General features: G+C 60.1%; 12 protein-coding genes. 4 read left to right on the top strand and 8 right to left on the bottom strand.

Features of this window, described 5'->3' with window-relative positions; all coding sequences use genetic code 11:
* Nucleotides 1-42 precede the first annotated feature (42 nt).
* The 3 genes from V3330_RS16580 to V3330_RS16590 all read right to left on the bottom strand — a co-directional run bounded on the left by V3330_RS16580 (nt 43) and on the right by V3330_RS16590 (nt 5,165).
* Nucleotides 43-3,135, bottom strand: coding sequence for an efflux RND transporter permease subunit (locus V3330_RS16580; RefSeq protein ID WP_354696568.1), 3,093 nt, complete (start codon nt 3,133-3,135; stop codon nt 43-45).
* Nucleotides 3,132-4,280, bottom strand: coding sequence for an efflux RND transporter periplasmic adaptor subunit (locus tag V3330_RS16585; protein ID WP_354696569.1), 1,149 nt, complete (start codon nt 4,278-4,280; stop codon nt 3,132-3,134). The genes V3330_RS16580 and V3330_RS16585 overlap by 4 nt, the downstream gene beginning before the upstream one ends.
* A 186-nt stretch (nt 4,281-4,466) precedes the next feature.
* Entirely contained in the window at nt 4,467-5,165 is a 699-nt protein-coding gene (locus V3330_RS16590) for a class I SAM-dependent methyltransferase (RefSeq protein ID WP_354696570.1), read from the bottom strand.
* A gap of 303 nt (nt 5,166-5,468) precedes the next feature.
* Here V3330_RS16590 and V3330_RS16595 point away from each other — a divergent pair, with 303 nt between their 5' ends.
* Nucleotides 5,469-10,007: a CARDB domain-containing protein gene (locus tag V3330_RS16595; RefSeq protein WP_354696571.1), complete on the top strand. Its 4,539-nt coding sequence runs from the start codon at nt 5,469-5,471 to the stop codon at nt 10,005-10,007.
* 93 nt (nt 10,008-10,100) lie between these two features.
* Here the strand turns inward: V3330_RS16595 and V3330_RS16600 are convergent, their stop codons facing one another.
* Nucleotides 10,101-12,359 carry a TonB-dependent receptor gene (locus V3330_RS16600; protein WP_354696572.1) on the bottom strand — a complete coding sequence of 753 codons (2,259 nt, stop codon included), beginning with the start codon at nt 12,357-12,359 and terminating at the stop codon, nt 10,101-10,103.
* 358 nt (nt 12,360-12,717) lie between these two features.
* Here V3330_RS16600 and V3330_RS16605 point away from each other — a divergent pair, with 358 nt between their 5' ends.
* A complete protein-coding gene (locus tag V3330_RS16605) occupies nt 12,718-13,779 on the top strand; it encodes a LysR family transcriptional regulator (protein WP_354696573.1) in 1,062 nt (353 codons plus the stop codon).
* Nucleotides 13,780-13,852: 73 nt separating this feature from the next.
* Here the strand turns inward: V3330_RS16605 and V3330_RS16610 are convergent, their stop codons facing one another.
* The 4 genes from V3330_RS16610 to V3330_RS16625 form a co-directional block, all read right to left on the bottom strand.
* Nucleotides 13,853-15,454 (bottom strand): spinster family MFS transporter, encoded by a 1,602-nt coding sequence (locus V3330_RS16610; RefSeq protein ID WP_354696574.1) that lies wholly within the window; start codon nt 15,452-15,454, stop codon nt 13,853-13,855.
* A gap of 18 nt (nt 15,455-15,472) precedes the next feature.
* Entirely contained in the window at nt 15,473-16,099 is a 627-nt protein-coding gene (locus V3330_RS16615; protein WP_354696575.1) for an MSMEG_1061 family FMN-dependent PPOX-type flavoprotein, read from the bottom strand.
* A gap of 298 nt (nt 16,100-16,397) precedes the next feature.
* A complete protein-coding gene (locus tag V3330_RS16620) occupies nt 16,398-17,963 on the bottom strand; it encodes a sulfatase family protein (protein ID WP_354696576.1) in 1,566 nt (521 codons plus the stop codon).
* Nucleotides 17,935-20,448, bottom strand: a complete 2,514-nt coding sequence (locus tag V3330_RS16625; protein WP_354696577.1) for a GH116 family glycosyl-hydrolase — start codon at nt 20,446-20,448, stop codon at nt 17,935-17,937. The genes V3330_RS16620 and V3330_RS16625 overlap by 29 nt, the downstream gene beginning before the upstream one ends.
* 379 nt (nt 20,449-20,827) lie before the next feature.
* Here V3330_RS16625 and V3330_RS16630 point away from each other — a divergent pair, with 379 nt between their 5' ends.
* Entirely contained in the window at nt 20,828-21,280 is a 453-nt protein-coding gene (locus V3330_RS16630; RefSeq protein ID WP_354696578.1) for a hypothetical protein, read from the top strand.
* Between the two features lie 221 nt (nt 21,281-21,501).
* Nucleotides 21,502-23,694, top strand: a complete 2,193-nt coding sequence (locus V3330_RS16635) for a TonB-dependent receptor (protein WP_354696579.1) — start codon at nt 21,502-21,504, stop codon at nt 23,692-23,694.
* The last annotated feature ends 15 nt before the right edge of the window (nt 23,695-23,709 follow it).

Consider the following 23,709-nt stretch of genomic DNA (forward strand, 5'->3'; position numbering starts at 1 on the left):
CGCCATCCCGGTCGGGTCGGCGTCACGGCGGCCCCGTTCGGGCTACCCGGCCAACCCGCGCAGATCCTCCAGCAGCAGATACAGGCACGGCACCACCACCAGTGTGATGGATGTCGCGAATACAATCCCGAAACCCAGCGATATCGCCATTGGAATCAGGTGGATGGCCTGTTCCGATGTCTCCAGGATGATCGGGGTCAGGCCACCGAACGTGGTCAGCGTGGTCAGCAGTATGGGCCGGAATCGCCGTACCCCGGCCTGGTGAATGGCGTCCAGGGCCGACAGTTCGCCGCGTTTGCGATTGGCATAATGGACCATGATGAGCGCGCCGTTCACGACGACGCCGGACACGGCGACCACTCCCATCAGGCTGACCAGCGACAGGTCGTAGCCGAGAAGAATGTGACCGATCACACCGCCGACGATTCCGAAGGGAATGGCCATCATGACAATGAGCGGCTGGACATAGCTGCCGAATGCAATGGCCAGCAAGGCATAGATCACCATCATGGCCATCGCGAAACCACCCCACAGACGGGAGGTCGATTCACGCATCTCCGCCTGGCTGCCCTCGAAGGTCCAGGTCAGCCCCGGGTACTCCTCGCGCAGGCCGGGAAGCGTTTCACCCCGAATGACGCGCAACACCCTGTTGGCCGCGCTTTTGGGTTCCACGTCGGTGCTCACCGTTACCACCCGGCGCCCGTCACGACGGTCGATGGACTTGAATGACTCCCCCGCAGTGAGGCTGACCACATTCATCAACGGCACCTCGGTTCCCTGCGGCGTGCGAACGACGAAATCATCCAGATAGCGCAGATCCTTGCGTTCGGATTCCGGCAGTTTGACCCGTACTTCCACCTCGTTGGTCCCTCGCAGGTAACGCAGGGCGAGTGCACCGTAGAACGCGGCATACACCTGCCGTCCGACGTCCTGGGGGGTCAAACCCAGCGCCCGCCCTTCCGGCAAAAGGGTGAAATTGAACTCGGCCTTGCCCGCCTGGTAGCTGTCGTTGACATCCACGGTATCGCTGAATTCCTCAAGTCTGCGGGAGAATTCGGCGCTGGCCCGCGAGAGGACCTCGATATCGGCATGGCTCAAATCCACGCTGATATCGTCCTGCCAACCGCCGGGACCACGCTCGGCCTCGAAGGTAATCTGGTCGACTCCCTCGATGTCGCCGATTTCGTCACGCCACAGCCGGATGACTTCCGCCGTGCTCATGTCCCGCTCCGATGGAGGTTTCATGACAATTTCCACGTCGATGAAATTCTGTCCGCGCACATTGGTTTTGATGCCTTCGGCGACCCGAAACAGATCGTGACGCTCGAACATGAGGTGGGTGGCCTCGGTCACCGCGTTGGCGACCGCCGCCCCCTGGTCCCGCGTCGTTCCCGCCGGCAGCTGAACGCCCGCTTCGATTTCGTCCGCGGCCAGCTCGGGCATCATGATCATTCCCATGTGGTCGCTCCACGCATAACCCGCTGTGACGATGAGCACGACCAGGGAGGCGGTCAGGGATACGTAACGGTGCCTGAGGCAGAGCCCGAGAAAGGGCTCGTAGCGGGTATTGATCCAGTGGCTGGTGGAGCGGGCGATCGAACGCTGCCAGCCGTGCATCCGGTCACCCAGCTTCGAAGTGGCCCGGTGGTGTACATGGCCCACGTGGGCGGGCAGTATGAACAGCGCCTCGAACAGCGAGAACACGAGTACCGTGATGACCACCGCGGGCAACGGCCACCAGTAGTTGCCGGTCAAACCCGGCAGGAACAACACGGGAGTGAATGCGGCAATGTTCGTCAGGATGCTGAAGGTAACCGGCCAGGCGATATCCTGCGCACCGCGAATGGCGGCAGCTAGACCTTCCATGCCCCGCTCCCGGTATTCATAGACGTTCTCGCCAACCACGATGGCATCGTCCACCACGATGCCCAGGGCGACCAGGAAGCCGAACATCGAAATCATGTTGATGCTCACGTCCAGCATCGGCAGCACCGTGATGGAACCGACGAAAGCGATCGTCATACCCATCATGATCCAGAAGGCCAGCCGATACTCCAGGAACACGCTCAGGATCAGGACGATGATGATCACCGCCAAGACGCCGTTTTCCAGCAGCAGGGTCAGCCGCTCACGGAAGTCGTTGGCGCGATCGCTGTCCACCCGCACCTCGACTCCCGGTGGCAGGCTTTGCCGGAGTTCGCCGAGAACTTCCTCGACCGCCGCCGCCACCTCTAGCGGTGACTGCTCGCCGATGCGAAAGATCTCGATTTCCACGGAAGGCTGGCGATTGAAGCGTGAGTGAAAGCCGACTTCCTCGAACCCGTCCGTGACCGTGGCGATATCACCCAGTGTCACGGGCGTGCCACTGTCGGATGAAATCACCACGACCGATTCGATCTGCTTCGCCCACAGCTTACGTTCATCCACGCGCAGCATGATCTGCCCGCCGCTGGTGTCGATGGATCCGGCGGGAATGTCGCGGCTGGACTGCTCGATGATGTCCGCGACTTCGCCCAGTGTCAGTCCGTAGGCACGGAGCCGCTCGTGGGGAATTTCAACGTGCGTCACATAATCCGGCACGTTGCTGATTTCCACCTGTGTAATCGCGGGCTGGTTCAGAAGTTGTTCGCGTGTGCGTTCAGCGAGCTGGCGCAGTGACCACGTATCGACGCTGCCATACAGACCGATCTGCATCACGTCGCGCTGGCGCGACCGCAGACTCACCTCCGGTTCCTCGGCGCCTTCCGGGAAGGTCCGAATCTGCGCCACTGCCTGATCAATGTCCTGGTACGACTTGATGCGATCGACGCCGCTGACCAGTTCGAACAGCACCTGGCCGGACCCCTCTTGGGCGGTCGAAGTGGTTTCCTTGATGCCCTGGACCCCGCGGGCCGCTTCTTCGATCGGCAGCAAAATCCCCTGTTCCACTTCGGTGGGCGCAGCCCCCGGGTAACTGACCCGGACCTCGACGATGTCCAGTTCGAACTGCGGATCGACCTCTTTCTGCATGCTCAGTGCAGTCCAGACTCCACCACCGAGAAGGATGACCATCAACAGATTGGCCGCAATGGGATTGCACGCCATCCAGGCAATGGCGCCGCTTCTGGTGCCGGTTACCCGCGGGCTGCCGCTCACGGCTGATCCGAATCTGCCGTGCGCAGCCGAACGCCTTCCTCAACGGTTGCCAGAGAGCTCGTCACGACCCGGTCGTCCGCGGTAATCTCCCCGCTGACGTAGGCGTGGTCGGCATCACTGAAGAGGACTTCGACAGGCTGCACCACCAGCCGGCCCTCGCGCATCAGCCAGACGGTATTGCCGACACGCAGTGTATCGCGCGGAATCTGCAGTGCCCCGCGGATCTCCCGGCCCTCGATGCGCACCTCCACGAAGGTCCCCAGCATCAACCGGGGCGCACCCGCATTTTCCGGCCGGAGCGCCAGAGGATCGTCCACCACTGCCAATGCGCGGGCCAGTCGGGTATGACCTTCCAACTGGCCGATCAAACGAAACAGGCTGCCCTGACGCCTACGCTCTTCGGACCCCACCGCCCGATCCCTGACCGTGACCGGGGATCCGCTGCCGGGATCAAGCTGGGGAAACTCGATCCAGTGAAGTTTTTCGGGCGGGATCGTCACTTCCACCCAGTACGAGTCCACGGCCACCAGACGTGCCAGGGGATCGCCCGCCTCCACCTGCGAGCCGACATTGACCGAGCGCGAAATCACCTGTGCTTCGAAAGGCGACCTGATCGCGGTTCGCTCCAGATCGAGCCGGGCCCGATCCACCGCCGCCTGTGCGGATTCGATGCGCGCACGGGCGCTGCGCAAATGCGGCTCCCGCAGAACGAGCGCGCGTTTATTGTCCGGTAATGGTTTGTTCAGCTCCTGGTAGTCGCGCTCGGCCAGCACCTGGCGGCCTTGCTCGATTTCCAGGTCCGCGATGGCCTGCTCGAGATCGGATTCCCGTTGACTCAGGGCGATCCGGTAATCCGCATCGTCGATGCGCAGCAAGACCTCGCCCTGGCCAACCGCGCCACCGGGAACGAGGGAAGAGCCGAGAGCGGCGACCGTACCGTCGACCCGCGGTGCCAGGATGATTTCACGCGCCGGAATAACCGTTCCCATGACGACGATGGTCGGGCGAAAAGTTCCCGAACGGGGTGCTGTTACTTCCACCAGCATCGCCGTTTCGCGGACCGCGGCTTCGCGCCGGGCAACCGGTTCGGTGCTGAATATCAGCATGAGGGCGGCGACGCCCACGAGCACCAGCGCCGAACACAAGATCAGTGTGCGCGGGAAACTTGAGCCCTGTGCCTGCCGCCGTGGAACGATGATGACGCCTCCGGACCGTGACTGGGGTTCGCTTCGACCGAAACGCTAGCATAGGATGCCGGCCAGTAAGGATTCAATCCACTGGGTGCAGGGGATGATCCCGAGCGGGCGGCCAGATGATATAAAGGCGTGTGTTCAGGAATCAGCCCGGGACAGGGTTACCAGCCGATTGAGCCGCGGCGCATCCTCCAGCAGAACCGCAAAACCCGGCAAGCCGGCCGCTTCACCCAGAGCCCGGCACTGCACCACGGACACCGGGTAATCACGCGCTCGAACATGCTCGAACAGAAACTGTTTCTCAGCCGGCTCGAGCTGTGCATAGCGGGCGTCGGCATGGCGAATCCAGCGGTCCAGGTAAGCGTCCCTGGATTCCTCCGGTTCACAGAACACGTCGATCACGGCCAGAAAGCCGTCCGCGGCCAGCAAGGAAGCACAATCGGCGTACACCGCCTGCTTTTCCAGCGGATCAGCCAGGTGGTGCAGGGAAAAACTGGCCACGATGACGTCGAAGGGGCCGTCGAGTTCCGTCAGCACCTTGCGAAGATCACCGCGAATCAAACGCCCGGCCGTCTCATCCTCATCCAGGCGATCGCGCGCGATTGCCAGGGCGACTTCCGACTCGTCGATGCCCACGTATTGGTCCGGCCTGGCCTCGGCCAGCAAGGGACGAATCGGCTTGAGATCGCCACACCCGAGGTCCAGAATGCGCACGGGCCGGTCGAAACGGTTGTCAATTTCGCCGGCCAGGCGCCCGAAAAACGCCCGGTGATCCATGTAATCATGGATCAGGAGCTTCTCGTAAACCCGCCATTCCTCGAAAAGTTGGTCAGCCATCCGGCAAGCCTAACAAAGCTGCCAATCGCCCGCTGACCCTTTTGGCGCTAACCCGCTAAAAACCGGAGAATTCCTGCACCCGAATGGCAGCTTTGGGACACGCGCCCGCCCTCCCCAATTGTGCTATTCTCCCCGCTATTTTATTAAAACCGGGACCTTGTTCATTCCGGTTTTCAATCTCCTTACCCGCACACTGAATTCAGACAGGCTTTCATGTTCTCAGCAAAATTTGCCGCCTCCATACGGTACCCACTGGTCGTACTCTCCGTGCTCGCGATGGGCTTCACCTCATCGGTTTTCGCCATGAGCATTCAACCCGTAGCCGTGCAGGGACCCGAAGGCACCGTCATCGAATTCGAGATCACGCTTCTCCGTGAGGACTGGTCTGAAGCCGATGAAGCCTCGCTCGAACGCTGCTTGAACATTGGCATCGACGCAACGTTCGTCGCGCGCTTCGCGCTGGACCGGGTCGATGGTTCGGCCCAGTTCGGGCTGTCCGCGACGAGCCGCGACATGCACCTGGCATACAAGGGGGTTCCCAAAGGTGACCTGAGCGTGCTGTGGTGCGGTGTCGGCCCCTCCGGAAGCCGTCGCACCGATAATTTTACGACCCTGCACCTGCATGAGGATGACCTGGACGAACTCAATGAAAACGCCACCCTGTATTTTTCCAAGGTGGACCTGGACGGCACGAAAACCCGACTGGAAACGATTCGGGTCAACATCAGCGACTTTGACGGCCCCATCAACGAAAACGAGTGTTCGTCGATGCCGATCACCGCGGAGACGCCGCTGACCGGCACGCTTTCGGAATCGGATTGCGACGACAGCCTCAGGGGCAGCCGGTACCTGACGGATATCTACACCTACGAAGGGTCCCGGGGCGAAACGCTACCCGTCCACGTCGAATGGTCCGGGGTCGATGGTTTCGTGTACCTGGAGGCTCCCGACGGCAGTATCGAAGCCCGCAACGACAATTTCTCCGGTGAGACTGATTCGCACATCGAAGGGCCGTTGCTGCAAACCGGGACTTACCGGATCTGGTTGACCACCAAAGAGGAAGGCGCAACCGGTGGGTACGAAATCTCACTGAAGAGCAGTGAAAAGGATCCCGAAGGCGACTGGAGCATGTCTTCAGTGATTGTGAGCCCGACCGAGCTGGCCAGCAACGATGAATTGTCGATTTTCGCGCTCGGGGAGAAGAACGGCAACTTCACTCTGATCGGCGCGGGACAGGTCGATGTGGTGTACCTCCTGTCCGAGGATGACGATATCTCCGAATCCGATTTCACATTGGGTTCCAGTTCTCATTGCTGCGCATCGGAATTCGAGGGTGTCTGGCAGGGCGTCCTCGACGTCGAACCGGGCACCTACTGGGTCGGCGCCTGCATCACCGAAGAAGATGTCGACGCCAGCAACAACTGTTCGTCCGGCACCCGGATCACCGTGGATGCGAGCGCCGCCTGCAGTAGCAGCGTACTCGCCTGCGGCCAGACGCTCTCCGGCGCCCTGGACGCGGGATCCTGCACGGCAGGCCCGCTGGGCCCGGAATTCGCCACCGAGCGGTTCACCTTCTCCGGAGAAGCCGGCGAGACCGTCTGGCTGAACGGCGACTGGGCCTTCGACGGCTACCTCCTGCTGGAAGACCCTTCCGGAAACATCGTGGGCGAAAACGACAACTACCTCGGGTCAACGGATTCCCGCATCGAGCACACCCTGGATCAGGGTGGCGTCTACTCCGTCTGGGCGACGTCCTACGAGCCCGGCGCCAGCGGAGCCTTCGACCTCACGCTCGAATGCACTCCTCCAGGCGGACCCGATCTGCAGGTGGACACCCCCGACGTTGGCGCGACCATCCTGAGTCCCGGGCAGGCTTTCGAGGTCAGCACCCGGCTCCATAATGCGGGCACCCGGGCTTCGGATTCCACCACGCTGCGCTACCGCCTGTCCCCGGACTCACGCATCCAATCGTCCGATCCCGAAATCGGAACCGAAGGCGCGCCGAACATGCTGTCCGCAACGTCCGCCATTCTGGACCGCTCGCTGATCGCGCCGATCACTCCCGGCACCTACTGGCTGGGCGTTTGCGCTGATGCGGTGGCGGATGAAGCGGCCACATCCAACAACTGCTCCACCGCGCGCCAGATCGTCATCCGGCCGCAACCAGCCTGCGTGAGCCATGCCGTTACCTGCGGATCCGCCGTGTCGGGCAATCTCAGCAATCAGGATTGCGCCCTGAGCCCCCGCGGCCCGGGCTTTCCCGGCGAAGTGCTGGAAGTGCAGGCCGAAGCCGGCGAATCACTGGTCTGGGATGCCCAATGGAGCGGCTTCGACGGCTACCTCGTACTCGAAAACCCCGACGGTACGGTGGTCGCCGCAAACGATGACGCGGAAAGCCCACTGCGGTCGAGGATCGAGTACGCGGTCGCCGAGGGCGGCACGCACCGCCTGTGGGTCGGCGGCCTCGAGCGCGGCGCAGCCGGCGGCTTCGAGGTCGAATTGATCTGTGGTGCGGCATCCGAACCGGACCTCGTGGCTTCGCCCGTTTCCGCGGCGAGCGAAAACGTGGGCGTGAAGGACGGAATCACCCTGTCCGCCCAGATCAGGAATGCCGGCGGCAGCGCTGCTCCGGCCGGTCGGGTTCACTTCGTGGTTTCCCCGGACGCAGCGATTTCCGTCGATGACACGATTGTCGCCAGCGTCGACCTCGGCCCCATCGATGCAGGCGCCAGCCTGGGCACCGAAGTCTCGGCCGTCGCACCCTCGGTGGCGGGACATTACTGGGTCGGAATCTGCGCCGATGCCGCGAACGGGGAAACCCTGGTCGCCAATAATTGTTCGGCTTCGGATCCGGCCGGAACGCGGCTGACCGTGTCGGCCGACTCGTCCTGTACCAGCAGCACCATGAGCTGCGGACAGCACCGGCCCGGCGCACTGGGGCCGGGAAACTGCGACCAGGGACCGGCCGGCGCCGGCCATGCCGCGGATGTTTATTCGTTCACCGGCAGCGCCGGGGATGGCGTTTCCCTGGTTGCCGAGTGGACCGGGGTGGACGGATACCTGTATCTGGAAGCCCCTGATGGTTCCATTGTCGCTGAAAACGACGATTTTCAGGGTCCGTCTCACTCGCGAATCGAGCACGTGCTGCAGCAATCCGGCTCTCACCGGGTCTGGCTCTCGGCCTATACCCCGGACGAGGCCGGCTCGTATGACCTCGACTTCGGTTGCGATGACGTGGCCGGCCCGGACCTGCGGGTTGAGTCGGCGGACCTGGATACGACCAGAGCACGGCCGGGCCAGGTCGTGACGGTCGAGGCCGAAGTTTTGAATCAGGGGAAAGAGACCTCCGGAGAATCCACGTTGCAGTTCATACTCTCCGACAGCCCGGACCTGCCGGCCAGTCACCGGATTCTGGGCCAGGCCGATGTCCTGGCGCTGCAACCCGGGGTCACCAGCGGGGAATCCATGGCATTCGCGACCGACGTCCAGCCAGGCACTTACTGGCTGACGGCCTGCGTGAATCCGGATCCGCTCGAGGTGGAAACCGGCAACAACTGCACACTGGCCGGAGCCCTGACGGTCGAATCCAACGACCGCCCCATCGATATCACGCCGTATCTGAACGACGCCTGGTACAACCCGGAGACGGGCGGACAGGGATTCTTCATCAACGTCCTGCCCGTTGAAGATCAAATGTTCGTCTCCTGGTTCACATTCGACACCGAGCGACCGGCGGACGATGTCCCTTACGAACTGGGGGATCCGGGACATCGCTGGCTGGTCGCTCTCGGCGCATTCGAACGTGGCGTTGCGGAGTTGAATATCTACCTGAACGAAGGAGGCGTCTTCGATCAGTCGCCGCCGGCGCCGACGGAAAGCCTGTACGGTTCGATGACCGTGACCTTCGCCGATTGCAATACCGGTTGGATTGACTTCGATCTTCCCGAAGTGAACCGGCAGGGAACGATACCCATCACCCGGGTCGCAACGGACAACCTGGAAACCTGCCAGGCCCATTACGGCGTTGCGGATTCCTCAGCCGATGAGGCTTCGTCGACCGCAGCGGAAATCCCCGCGGACAGCGGCGGCGACCTGATGGTCGATGCCGCGCTCAACGATGCCTGGTTCAACCCCGCCACCGGCGGACAGGGCTTCTCTTTCAACGTGTTCCCTGAACTCGGCTCCGTGTTCATGTCGTGGTTCACCTACGATACCGAGGCCGCACCGGAAGACACGCCCCACCAACTGGGTGCGCCCGGGCTGCGCTGGTTGACGGCAGTCGGCAAACTCGAGGGCAAGCGGGCGAACCTGACGCTGTACCGCACCTCGGGTGGCGTGTTCAATTCCGCCAGCCCGGCGCCGGTCGAAGACGTCTACGGCACCGTCGAAGTCCGCTTCGACGACTGCAGAACCGGTGAACTCAACTACGACATTCCGTCCCTGGATCGGCAAGGCGTCGTTCCCATCCAGCGTCTGGTGCCGGACAACATACCGGGATGCGAACGAAGCCAGTTGCAGCGCGCGGAGGAATGGCTGACAGCCTCGCCGCCCAACAAATCCGTGCTCGACAATTTCTGTGATGGAACAGCCGCCTGGCAGTTCGACTGGCCGGACGTGCCTGCCGCCACGGGCTACACCGTGGAACTGTGGCGCCATGACGACATCAGACCCCGAAGCTACCGTGTCTCGCAGAGCGATTTCCACTACGAAAAAGCCGCCGCGGTTCCGGATACGCACCGTACCGGCTGGAAGTGGCGCTACCGGGCGGAACACGCGGCAACGGGGCTCGTCGAGCCGTTCTCGCCGTTCTTCACGTTCGATGTCGCGCCCTGCAATCCTTGAGCGGCAACCGTGCGAAAGACGAATGCATGGTCAATCGGAATGAGTCAAGCGAAGCCGGCGCCTGCTTGCTGACAGGCGCCGCGACGCACTGCTTCAGAATGACTTGCGCAGGCTCAGGTAAAAGGTACGGGGCCACGGGCGCACCATGGCTGGTGGAACGAAACCCACTGGAGGCTGACTGCCACCGTTGAAGATGTAAGCCGTGGTTTCGTCTTCGTCAAACAGGTTGTTGACGCCGACGATCGCCGACCAGCTTTCACCTTCCACTCCGAACCGGAGGTTGGCCAGCGAATATGCGCCGATTTCCCGGTACTGGATGCTCGTGGGCCGCAGCCGATTGGCCTGATCGTCTACCCACGACAGGTCGCCGCTGACAAAACCCGTCAAGCCACCATTGCTGCCGAGCGGCCGCTCAAAGCGGCCATTCACGCTGAACGTGTGTTTCGGTACGTATTCGAGTTTGTCGCCGTCCAATCCGTCGGACTGAACCGGCAGATTCTGTGTCAGCTCTGCATCCGTGTAACCGTAGGTGAAGCCCAGTTGGAGTGCGTCGGTCGGATAGGCTTGCAACTCGACTTCGAGGCCACGCACTTCAGCCGCACCACCGTTTCCGCGATAGGTAAAACGCAGCCCACTTGGCGCTTCGGCCTGCTGACGAACCTGGATATCGGTCCAGTCCATGTAGTAGAGCGCCGCGTTGGCGATCAGCCGCCCATCCAGCAATGTGCTCTTGATGCCGAACTCGTAGTTGTCCACGGAATCCGAACCAAACCCGGCCGGTATCGTGACACCGGCGATCGACGCGGCAGTCTGGTCATTGGTGCCACCCGCACGAAAGCCCTGTGAGAACAGAACGTAACCCAGGATCTGGTCGGTAAAGTCATACCCAAGATTGAACTTGAAGATCGTGTCGCTCTCGCTCGAGGTAAGCTCAGGTCCGGGGCCGCTGCCGGGCCGGCCCGGGAAGCCTGTCACCGCCGTCGCGTTCTCGGTGAGGTCGAAATCAAACCAGCGAAATCCGCCGGTGAGGGTCAGTCGATCGCTCGCCTGCCAGGTGAGCTCGCCAAAAACGGCCACCTCGTCGACCTCCGTGGATACCAGCCTGTCCAGCAACGTCAGTGAATTCGGCGTGATTTGGCCGGATTCGGAATCCACCGTGATGACTGCACTTCTGAAATCCCGATCTTCTTCCTGCATGAAGCCGCCGAACAGCACCTGCAGCGGTCCATCCCAGTCGGAGGCGAAACGGATTTCGTTGGAGAACAATTCACGATCCTGAGGCTGGATGATAAATGACTGCCCCGTGCCGTCGGCCGGGAACGTGAACCCCGTGATGATCTCGATCTCGGCTGATGCGTCCCGGTCGAACTCGGTTTCGCGATCGAATATTGAGCTGGTCGCGGTGAACGTGCCAAAACTCGCCTGGTATTCCGCCTTGAGGTTGAACAGGTCGAAACTGTCATCAAAACGTCCATCGGACAGGTCGGTATTGAACCAGTCCGAAACTGGTCCGCCGTTGAGGCTCGGGCTGGCAGGCAGGTCAATCTGCTGTTCCATGTAACCGTTGCGTCCCCGGGTCAGTGAATCCTGGTGCATCGCAAGAAAAGAGATCATCAGATCATCGGTGGCCTGCAGCGCCAAAATGGCGCGAACCGCTTCCGTGTCGTCATTGTTGGCCCCGTCTCTGAAGCGGTTGTCAATGTAGCCCTCTTCATCGACCTTGGTGGCCGCTATGCGAAGCGCCAGGCGGTCGGCCACCAACGGAATATTGACCATGCCGTCCACGGTCCAGCTGAGCCCGCTGGCGTGGTTGGTGGAACTGAACGTTGCCCCCGCATCGGCCGAGAAGCCGGTCAGATCCGGATAGTTGGGTATCCAGCGGATGGTCCCCGACAGCGAACTGGACCCGAACGTCGTACCCTGCGGACCCTTGAGAACTTCGATTCGGTCCATATCGAACAATTTGATGTCCGGCTGTCGACCCCCTTCCGTGTTGAGGTTCTCACCGGTTACGATGATTTCGTCGAAATACAAACCCACCGTACCCGAACCGGTGGAATTGATACCGCGAATAACATACCGCTTGTCACCCGGACCCTGGTCGTTGACGCTCACTCCCGGAATCTGCCGGTAGTAGTCATTGAAGTCCAATGCGCCGGCCTCCGTCAGTCGTTCTCCGGAAATGGCCTGAATCGTGATCGGGATGTCCTGGATCAACTGCCCGCCGCGCTTGGTGGCCGTGACCAGGACTTCTTCGATAAGTGACGCACCCGAATTTTCATTGATCGCCAGCAGACTGCTCGAGAAGCAACCCAGAGTCAGGCAGCAAAGTTGAACTACAGAATTTCGCATGATGTTGTGCCCTTGGTAAGTTGTAAATACCTGGACCCGGTTGACCGGTCATGCGTCAACTGACTGCCAGTATTCATTAGGCTAGCCGGTTGGCCCCTGCACACAATGTCGCCCCGCGGCCCACTTTGTTGTCCTGGCGACAACATCCTTGTGAGTGAGGTCATTTCGATTCCAGAGAGTGGTTTCATTCCTGCCGGATTACGATTGATTCATCAAATGACCTTTAATTCATGATGACACTTCCCCGGAATGCATCATTTGCTCCTGATTGAAATGTTTATTCGAATCCTCGAAAAACCTGATTTCTGAAGCAGGAACATGACGGCGATCCACGCTGTGAACCACCAGGTCTGCATCAATGAATTCACTCCGGACTCGCCCGAACAGGGTCTCAGTGGCACAATTGATCTGGGTTTATTGCCTTGCTGACGCCCGGATGTGGTTTCAAGTCACAAGACACGAACCCTGTTTGAATGCCTTTGTGGCCATGCTTCCCCTGGAGTCGTCGCTCGTGTCGAGAAGAAATCAGCTTCGCTACCTGTATGAGTCGTCCCGCCTGGGAACGATGCGCGCCGCCAGTGAAAAGCTTGAAGTTGAGCCCTCCACGATCAGCCGGCAGATTGCCCGCCTCGAAGATACTTTGGGTATCGAATTGATCGAGCGATCCCGCCGCAAGATTCAGTTGACCGAGGCGGGCAGGTTATCGGTGGACTATTTTCGCGAAATCCGAACAGCCGAAGAGACCTACCTTTCCAACATCGAAGACCTGAAATCGGTGAAGTCAGGGCAGGTGGTCGTCTCGTTGGGAGACGCGATGATCAACGAGAGTTTCCAGGCCATGCTGGATCACTTTCTCGATGAGAACCCCAACCTGAAAGTGACTTTTCGTGTTGGCGGAGCGAGCCAGATCATCAGTTCAGTGCTGGAAGACGAATCGCACTTCGGCGCCATTTTCCACGTAACGACGGAGCCCAGGATTTCCATACGGCTGTCACTGCCCCAGCCCTTGCAGGCCATCGTCAGTCCTGCTCATTCCTTCGCCCAGCGCAAATCGGTGACGCTCGATGACCTCTCGCAAGAACCGCTGGCCCTGCCCCCAGAGTCATTCCAGCTTCGCCGGATTGTTCAACAGGCGGAACGGGAGCAGGAAGTATTCCTGGATTGCGCGCTCGAATCCGAGTCATTCGCGTTACTGGCTTGGTTTGCACGCAGTGGGCACGGCGTGACCATACTCAATGACGCACTACTGGAAAACGAGCTTCGAAGCGGAAAGTTGATAGCCGTCCCCATCGAATCATCGGTACTGGGAAGTTCCCGGATCAGCCTGATTTCACGAGCAGGCCGCAAGTTGCCACTGGTGGCACAAAGACTTCTCATTCACATGGAACGCTATTTCAAGCAGTCGTTCGACCTCGACTGAACTCACGTTTCAGCATCATCTCAGGATACCCGGCGCGCATTCCGTCGATCTCTGGCCGGGAACCTGAATGCGATCAGACATCGGGTTCGCCCGCCAGCCGAGCCCGCGAAAGGCGGCTTGCCTCATCCCGTGCGAGATGGCTGAGCGCGCGATAGATGAGCACCAGAGGAATAATCAACGTGAACACCGATGCCGTCATGGACATTCGCAGCGACTCGGCTTGTGTGTACCCCTGTCCGGCCAGTACGTCGGAGAGCAGGCCGATCATAAACGGGCCGATGGCGAGGCCGAGAAACACATTGAGCAGGAAGTAGAATGCCGCCGTTACCGCACGCATCCGCGGCAGAACCAGGTCCATGATCGTGCTGGTTGCGGGCCCTACCCACATCGCCGTCAGGCCGGCAACCATGAAATTCATCACCAGCGCCAACTTCACATGGGTGGTGGTGAACAAGGTCAACGCTGCGGGTACCGTGAGCAGGATCGTGATGAGGCCCAGGTACAGGCGCCCGTTCGGTGTGCGTGCCTTCCACCGGTCCGCGAGTATTCCCCCTACGTTGATGCTGATCCCGCCCGCGATGACAACAGAAAGCCCGACGATCGTGCCGACTTCCCCTACGTCCATGCCATGCACACGAATGAAGAAGGATGGAATCCAGACAGCCAGCCCGTAGGTCACGAAGTTGATGGAACAGAAACCGAAGATCGTGTACATGAATCCCCGGCAGCGGAACATCATGGCATATGCTGGCGCGTCTCTGATCGAGAGATTCTGCACCCAGGAAAACGTGGCATACAGACCAAAACCGAAAACAATCCACTGACCCGGACTGTCCGTAGCATGACTCAGTGCGACAATCATTCCCACAATGAACAGGGCAACACCGGCATTCCAGGCCAGCATGTGCCAGCCAGCGTGCCTGCGGATGAGATTCACGATGGAAAACGGAGGCACGATGGCCATCAGTTCTTTCAGCGTTTCGCGAACCGGCTGGGGGTGATCCTCGGTGAGAATATTCTCGGTCTGACCGCGAACCGGTTCTTTCAGGGTCGAAACCAACAAGCCCAGCAACAGACCCGGGGCACCGACGATCAGAAATGCGGCCTGCCAGGCGCTCAGTCCAAACGGTGCGAGCGTGACATCGGGATAGGCCTGCTTCCACGTATCCAGAATCCAGCCACCAGCCAGAATCCCAAGCCCCATACCCACATAAGCACCACTAGAATAGATAGCCAGGACCGTGGCGCGGCTACGTTGCGCAAAGTAATCCGACAGCATTGAAAAGGCGGCCGGCGACGCACTCGCTTCTCCAATGCCAATACCACAACGGTAAACGGCCAGTTGCAGAAAGCTGGCAGCCGTTCCTGACAGCATGGTCAGACCACTCCACACAAACAATCCGATCGCGATCAGCCGCTTGCGGACCCAGATGTCCGCCAGGCGGCCAAGCGGCAGACCGAAAAGCGCATAAAAAACAGCAAATGCCGTTCCGGCGATGAAGCCGAGCTGGCGGTCCGATACCCCCAACTGGGCTTTCAGGTCTTCGGCGAGGATTGAAATGATCAGCCGGTCGACGAAATTGCACACGTAAACCAGAAAAAGCACCACAAGAACATACCTGGCGTAGCGGCCGCCGACCCGGGAATTTTCGCCTGATGAACGTTCCGCTTTCATCGCATACCGGCCCAGGCCTCAGTACAGTGAATTCTTGTAATCGTCCTGCACCAACCGCTCCACTTCGTCCGCGGCCATATCCGGCCGGCGTTGCTGTTGAATGATTTCGCCGTAGGGCGGAAAAATATCCCGGTCAACCTGCGTGTCAGGGTCCCACAGTTTTGACCGGATCAACGCCTTGGCACAGTGAAAGAACACGTACTCGATATCGACCTTGATAGCCAGTTTCGGGAGCTGGCCGCGAACACGCATTTCTGCCAGTAGTTTCTCATCGCGAACAACACTGGCCTTCCCTCCGAAACGCAGCGATTCGGAAATGCCGGGCACAAAAGCGATGATTCCAACCGTGCGATTGGAGAGGATGTTGTGCATCGAGTCTGCGAGGCGGTTACCCGGACGTTCCGGAATGGCGATGGTTTTGTCATCAATGATCTTGACGAAGCCCGGCGGGTCACCGCGCGGCGAGACATCACAAAACCCCCGGTCGCTGATGGTGCCCAGGCAGAGAAATGGAGAAAGCTCGAGGAATTGTCGACTGAATTTATCCAGCGACGGGAACACCTTGTCCCGCGCGATGGGAAATACTTTTCCGACCACCTCACGCAATGTTTCGCTGTCAGTTACGAGTTTCGATTCAGAAGCCATTTTTGATTGGTTCGGTTTTCATCAACAAGGGTGAATCCCGATTCTAGTGATGCCGCGGGGAAACAGGCATGGCAAGGCCGATTCGAGTTTGTTGCCCTGGGGACACTCCGGCAACGGAGCCCTGTGGTATCGGCGGGGTTCCTGCACGCGCCGCGTGCCCCTGCGTTCTTCGGCAGCCAGCCATCATGCTCGTGGGCCAGGTCAGTTCAGGCCCGGATCCGGATGCGGGGGTGCGGTCGCTGAAGGATGTGGTGAATGTTGAGCCGCACCTGGCGGTTCTTGCTCACGCGCTCCGGGTTCAACGATCCGCAGATTGCGTCAGGGGCACCGGGCTTTCGACATATCCGGCAGGTCGGCTGCTGTCCTGAAGGCTGAGCTCAAAGGCTTTTGCCTGCTCCAGAAGTTCAGCAGCCTTGTCCGGGTGCTGTGAAAGAAGGTTTTTGCTTTCGGACGGGTCGGCTTCCAGGTCGTAAAGCTCGGTTCCCTCCCCCTCCCGGAGGTGCAGCTTCCATTTTCGACCGCTAACGGCCTGCAAATCGTTCTGGAAATAGTAGAAGAAGTAGCGGTGCGGGCTGTGCTGCGCCTCTGCCAGAACGGGCCACACATTCTTGCCGTCAAGAACACGATCCTGCGGTACCTCACCACCTGCCAGGTAGGCGAAGGTGGGCAACAGGTCCATTGCCGTGAGGAGTTCATCATTGGTGGTTCCGGAGGGCAGTGTGCCCGGCCAGCGAACCACGGAGGGTTCACGCATTCCACCTTCGTAGGTGCTGCCTTTGCGTCCTCGAAAAGGTGCCGCGCTTCCCACAACCGGGCCGTTGTCCGAAGTGAATACGACCAGGGTCCGCTCGTCCAGACCCAGCTCCTTCAGCGTGCCCAGTATCCGCCCCACGGACCAGTCGATTTCACGGATGGCCTGGGGGTACAGTTCACGGCGGGTCAGGTAATCCACCGTGGTTGCGGTGTTTTCCCGCGCCAGCTTGTCTTTCGTCGTCCTGCCGACATCCTGCATGAAGGGTGGCGACACGTGTATCGGCTCGTGCGGAAGCGGATGCGCCAGGTAGAGGAAGAAGGGTTCTGACGCATGGCGTTCGATAAATTGAATCGCTTCTTCAGTCATGCGCCGCGTCAGCAGGTCGGCATCCGGGTCCGTGGCGATAACCGTTTCATTTCGCATCAGAGGTAACGGGGGGAAATGGTATCCGGCAGCGCTGGCCTTGCCATTTTGGGGATGAATATCGTGGCTGTACGGGATGCCGAAGAACTCATCGAAACCCTGCCGGCCCGGCAAAAACCCGGGCTGATCGCCCAGGTGCCACTTGCCGAACAGTCCGGTTCGGTAGCCCGCATCCCGCAACACTTCTGCCAGTGTGATTTCGTCGGGGTGAAGGCCTTTGCTGTCTGCGGCCAGCAACACCATGAAGTCCGACCCGTAAGCCATGTCGTTGCGAATGGGATAACTGGCGGTCATGAGCGCCGCGCGGGAAGGAGAGCACAAGGGCGCAGCCACATAAAAGCGGGTGAGCATCATGCCCTCCTCCGCCATGCGGTCGATATTCGGGGTATCGACATGGGTGCCGCCAAACGCGCTGACGTCTGCATACCCCTGGTCATCGGTAAAGATCACGATGAAGTTGGGCCGGGAGCCCGGAGCGACTTGCGCCGGGCCGGCGTGGCAAGCGGTCACCAGCCCGAATAGCAGTAGCACCAGGACCGCAGAGGACCCGGCAATTCGGGCAGCAACCGAAAAGCATCGCCTCGTGCTCCGAGTGGTGCTCACTTTGCAAATACCCCAACCCGTCTGCGCCATTCGAGGAGTTCCTGGAAGGTACTGATCAGTTAAGTGTGAAGGTGTTTTCTTCACCCTCGGAAAAAACCGTTTCACCGGCAAACTGTTTGCTTCCCTGCGCGCGTGCCGTAAACCGGTTCAGCTTCAGCTTGCCGTACAGGACTCTCAGCGTCACCTGGTCGCCCCGGATCCGGTATGTACCCCAGGCGTAACCGTTGGACCAGAACCAGCAACCTTCCTCGCCGTTCACCGTCATCACGCCTTGCGGCGCGGAAAAGTGGAAGCCGGTCCACGCCAAGCCGCTCGCCCAGCTGGCCATCGCGCGGGCGTAATGATGTCCGCACTCCGGCTCATTGAACGGATTGCGCTTGTTTCCGTCATACCGCGAACGGATGTCGGTCAGTATTTCAAGGGCCGCCTCACGTTGCCCGGCGTAGATCATTCCGGCAGCGGCGGTGTATTCGAATCCGGTCATGGTCTCCGCAAAATAGGGAAACGGAAATTCCGGGCGCGGGTTGCGCGGGAACGACGCCATCAGGAGCGCTTTCTCATCGCCCAGGGCAAAGGATCGCATGGGATTGAAGTGATTCCTGAACCCGGTCTGCTGGTTGTACCTGGCGATGCTCGTGAAGGTGGTTGCGATGTGCTGCGGATCCAGCAGGTCTCCCAGTCCGCAGATGTGCGCCATGGTCTGGCCAACCAGTTGGTCAACCAGGCAGCCATCCAGCAGTTGGTGACTGTCGTCAATGGCCTTGTCATTGAACAGGCGCTGTTCAGCCGGTATGCGCTCAGGGGCTACGGGAGGCTGAAAACGCTGCTCGTAGTACTCGCCATTGAACAAATGTTCGTCCATCCAGCGGCTTCCGTGCTGGAACAGGGTCCTGCATTTCTTCGCAAATTCGGCATCGCCGGCCTGTTCTGACATGGCGGCGGCGGCCAGGAGTGCGGCCAGGTACCATCCCTGCATCTGGGGGTTGGGCCCGTAGTACTCCACGTCCATGGTGTTGTGCTGGCACCCTTCCATCACGCCATCGCAATCGCTGTCCCAGCCGTTTTCGATCCAGCAATACTCCAGGCTTTTCCTGACCTTCGGCCACAGTTCCAGCATGCGCAGCGTATCGCCGGACAGTTGCCACTCGCGGTACGCCTTGACGATGCAGCCCATCTGTCCATCGGCGGCAACGCGTGCGAAATCGCGGCCGCGTTGTGCAAACGGTTGGTGCGCCCGAAAAGCCATGTCGCCCCGTGGACCGGTGGCGATTTCGAATTCAACCGAGCGCATGGTCTGCGCGAGCTCCCCGAACATAAAGGGCAGGCAATGTTCGTAGTTCCACACGTGAGTGCAGGAGCCCTCGCAATAAGCCTGGTGGTCACCGCAACCCTCGAATCCGCAGAAAGTGCCATCGGGCAAACGGTGGCAGGTCTCCGTGAACAGGGTGGACAGATTGAACAGCATCGCCTCCTTGACGGCGATGGGCAGGTCGCTGCCGCAGAATGCCCGGACGAATTCCACGGTTTTGTGCTCGAGTTGCGGCAACCGCGGAATGATCTGCCTGGCCGCATCCCAGGCATCGGTGAATCGCTCGCTGTACCAGCTGCCTACCCGGATGTCATGTTTGCCGGGCGTCCAGTCCATCCGGTTGGGGAAGTGCCAGCACAGGAAAAACCGGACCGAGCGGCTTTCGCCGGGCGGAATGCGGTGATGGACGGCAAGAGAGCCTGTTGGGACGTCACCGGAGGAGTGTTCCCGGTCGTCGAGCCGTCCGTCCGATTCCAGGTCGTTGTAGAAGTCCAGCAGCGCGGAGTGGTAATGCTGGTCGAGCCAACTGCGGCGGTAGCTGACATCTGCTTCACTATCGGTGCATAGAGACAGGGTGCCCCAGCTGTTTAATTTGTCGTCGACACCCTCAGAGTAAAAATACAGGCCCTTGGCCGCCGCATCTTCGCGAAACTCGATGCGGTTCTTGTTCGGGCCGCTGAATGCATATCGCCCGTTTCCCAGCACCTGGCGGCTTTGCGGATCCATGCCGATAAAATTGGGCAAGTTGGCAATGGCGGCCACATCCACGGCCTCAGCGCTGGAATTATGCAGGTGATAACGCAACTGAATGACAGGCAGGGAGCTGTCATCGGCGTTTCCGGGGATCACCGGACTGAATGCCTCGAGCCGAACCGTCAGCGGCGAATTGTCGTCTTGAAGGTGAACCTGGGCCAGCGGGTAGGCGGCATCGAAGCGGCAGTTTTGAAAGCGGGGTATGCCATGATTCGGCTTCGTCGTACCCACGCAGCCCGGGTAGTCGCGTGTTTCAACAGGGCCTTCGGCCAAGCGCAATTGCGCAGGCCCTTGTGCCGGTTTCATATGCAACATCACGCCCGGGCCAGCATCGACAGAGCACGGTGTAAAACCCTTGGAAGGCCGGTTGAACAGCTCCCAGTCAATCAGCTCTCCATGCCCTCCCAGCGAAACCGACCCGGCACCGATTCCGCCCAACGGCATGGCGATGGCCGCCTGGAACGGGGGCGAGTACGATCTCAGGGCAGGCCAGCTCGAGGAAGGCATGACTTATTGTCCGGGTTGCTGGAGCAGGAAATCAGTGGATTCATTATTTTGGATTCATATATAAAATATATGTTCATTGGTGATCTTATTGGCCCACACCCATGCCGTCAAGCAAGGTTTGGGGTCAGAGCAAGGATTGGGGTCAGAGTAAAGGGACAGAAGGATTGGGGTCAGAGTAAAGGGACAGAGTAAAAGGGACTTACTCTGTCCCTTTACTCTGACCCCGGGCATTCCCGGGCATTCCTCTGACTCCGGGCATTCCCAATCATTCTCTGACGCATGTCAATGCTAGCGAATTTGTCTGCGCTGCCCGATTGCGGGGCATGTTTCGCGTCACCATAATGAAAGAGTGTCAAGTTGAACCATAACGGCGGCCGGGGTGATACGCACCAACAGCTCTTACAGTCCACGCCTGATCCTTCGCAGGTTGGTGCGCGCACGCAACAGACGTGCCTTTATCACCTGGGCATTGATGCTCGGGTTCCTGTTTCAGCCTCTGCTCACCTATCTCGCAACGCCGATGGTCGGATACGACGCGGAAGGCCATGCCGTTGTCGAGAAGTGTACGCTGATGGGATCGAAGCGGATCGCCAACCAATCTCCGCTTCCAACCAGCACTCCGGAACCCACCCCGAAAGCCCCGGACGATTCCGAAGAGTGCCCTGTACTGACCCTCTACAAAATCGCAGGCACTGCACAAATCACGCATCCTCCGACCGTTCTTACATTGCCTCCCGGCAATGCGAAGCTGGTTGTCGATGTTGAAGTTCTGCACTGTCGCGCGGTGCAATTTTCCGCCTACGCGACGCGCGCGCCGCCCCTGTACTCCTGAAGAAATAAAAACGGTACCGACCCGAACTCGCGCAACGACGCTACCAGCTCACGGCTGACGTAGCCGCCGGCACAAACGGCGTTATCACGGCTTTCGGGTACACGAAATCGATAACACATCGGAAGTCAGGAATCATGAACATTGCCCAACCAAGCGGCACTCACCGGCCAGCACCGCGTGACTGTTTGCTCGTACTGCTACTTCTGCCCGCAATCAGCGGAATGGCGGCGGAAGTTACCGAACTCGACCCTATCTCGGTGGAAGGCGAACCGGTCGAGGAAACCCTGCCCGACGCCACGAGCGTCGAGAAGGAAACGCTGCAGCGATTGCGGCCGGCTACCAGTGACGCGGCCAGCCTGTTGCGCGGCATTCCCGGTATTACCCTGAACGGGGCCGGCGGACTATCGAGTTTGCCGGCCATACATGGCCTTGCAAATGACCGGCTGCATATCGAGGTCGATGGCATGAGTCTGGTGGCTGCCTGTCCCAATCACATGAATCCACCGCTGTCCTATGTTGACCCAGGCCATGTAGACAGCTTGCGGGTGTTTGCCGGAATAACGCCGGTGAGCGTGGGCGGTGACAGCATCGGCGGCACCATCATCGCCGAGACGGTAGAGCCCGAATTCGCAGAACCGGGTATGCCCGAAAAGGTGTTCGGTGATGTCGCTTCCTTTTACCGCAGCAATAACCGGGCATTCGGCACGAGTGCGGCGGCGGCCCTGGCCACGGAACGGTTCAGCATTCGATACAGCGGAGCATGGAGTGAGGCGGACAACTACACGGCCGCCGAAGATTTCAAGACGGCCGTGGCGACTGGTCGGCCCGGACACACGTTGCCGGCCGATGAGGTCGGATCCACTGCCTACACGACCGCCAACCACCTGCTGAATGTGGCCTGGAAAACCGGGGACGGCGTGCTGAAGATGAGTCTGGCTTCCCAGAACATGTCCGAACAGTTGTTTCCGAACCAACGTATGGACCTGCTCAAAAACGAGCAGCACCGCGTAGCGATCGACTGGCAAACCGGATACGGCTGGGGCCGACTGGAAGCCCGTGCTTATCATGAAGCGGTGGACCACGAGATGGACTTCGGTCCGGACAAGCGGTTGTGGTACGGCGCTTTGTCCCAGCCGCCCGCCGCAGCAGAGCCGGGCACGCCCTGCTCGCCCCCTGGCTTCATGACCTGCGCCGAAGGAATGCCGATGATGAGCGAAGGCACAACCTACGGAGCCAAACTACTCGGTGAATTTATGCGGGCAGGAGGCGACTTGCTGCGCCTCGGTGCCGAATACCACAGGCACCGACTCGATGACTACTGGCCCGCCTCGGGAGGCGGCATGTGGCCCGGCACATTTCTCAATGTTAATGACGGCGAACGCGACCGCAAGGCGCTGTTCGCTGAATGGGAATCACGAGCACAATCCCGTTGGCTGATCCTGCTCGGCATCCGGTACGAACATGTCACGACCGACACGGGGGAAGTCACCGGCTATGCCACCGCGAATCCGGCACCAGGCAACCAGATTCCCGAAGCGCTGGCGTTCAACTCCCGCAACCGCCAGCGCTCGGACGACAATGTCGATATCACTGCACTCGCACGGTACACGTTCACCGATGAATTCGATGTGGAATTCGGCGTTGCCCGCAAGGTACGGTCGCCGAATCTGTACGAGCGCTACACCTGGTCGAGTTGGGCCATGGCAGCGTCCATGAACAATACGGCCGGTGACGGCAACGGGTATGTCGGCGATATCGACCTCAAGGCCGAAACCGCTCTAACGTTCCTGGTTTCATTTCGGTGGCAGGCAGCCGACCGTTCCTGGGCACTTACAGCGACACCCTATTACACACGGGTCGAAAACTACATCGACGCCATTGCGCTGCCCGGCTGGACACCAGGCCAATTCAACACGCTGCGGTATGCCAACCAATCCGTGAGAATTTTCGGCGTAGACCTTTCCGCCAACGCGCTGCTGGCGTCCAATGAATGGGGAGAGTGGCGACTCGGGGGCGTGGCTGGCTACACGGACGGCGAGAATCGCGACTCCGCAGACGACCTCTGGAACATCATGCCACTCAACGCCCGCATCACGCTCAACCACCGCCTCGGCGACTGGGACAACGAGATCGAGTGGGTGATCGTGAATGCAAAGACCCATGTATCGACGGTGCGCAATGAAGTGGAAACGCCCGGCTACGGCTTGCTCAACCTGCGTGCCAGTCACAGCTGGAAGCGCTTGCGGGTGGATGTCGGCGTAGAAAACCTGTTGGACAAGTTCTACTACCTTCCAACCGGAGGCACGTATACCGGTCAGGGGTCTACGATGAGTCTGAGCGGTATTCCGTGGGGAACCGCCGTGCCCGGCATGGGCCGATCCTGGTACGCGGGCTTCAGCATGTCGTTCGAATAGCAAAGCAGCGCGCAG

The organism is Elongatibacter sediminis, from assembly GCF_037892215.1.
GTDB classification, from domain to species: Bacteria; Pseudomonadota; Gammaproteobacteria; order Xanthomonadales; family SZUA-36; genus Elongatibacter; species Elongatibacter sediminis.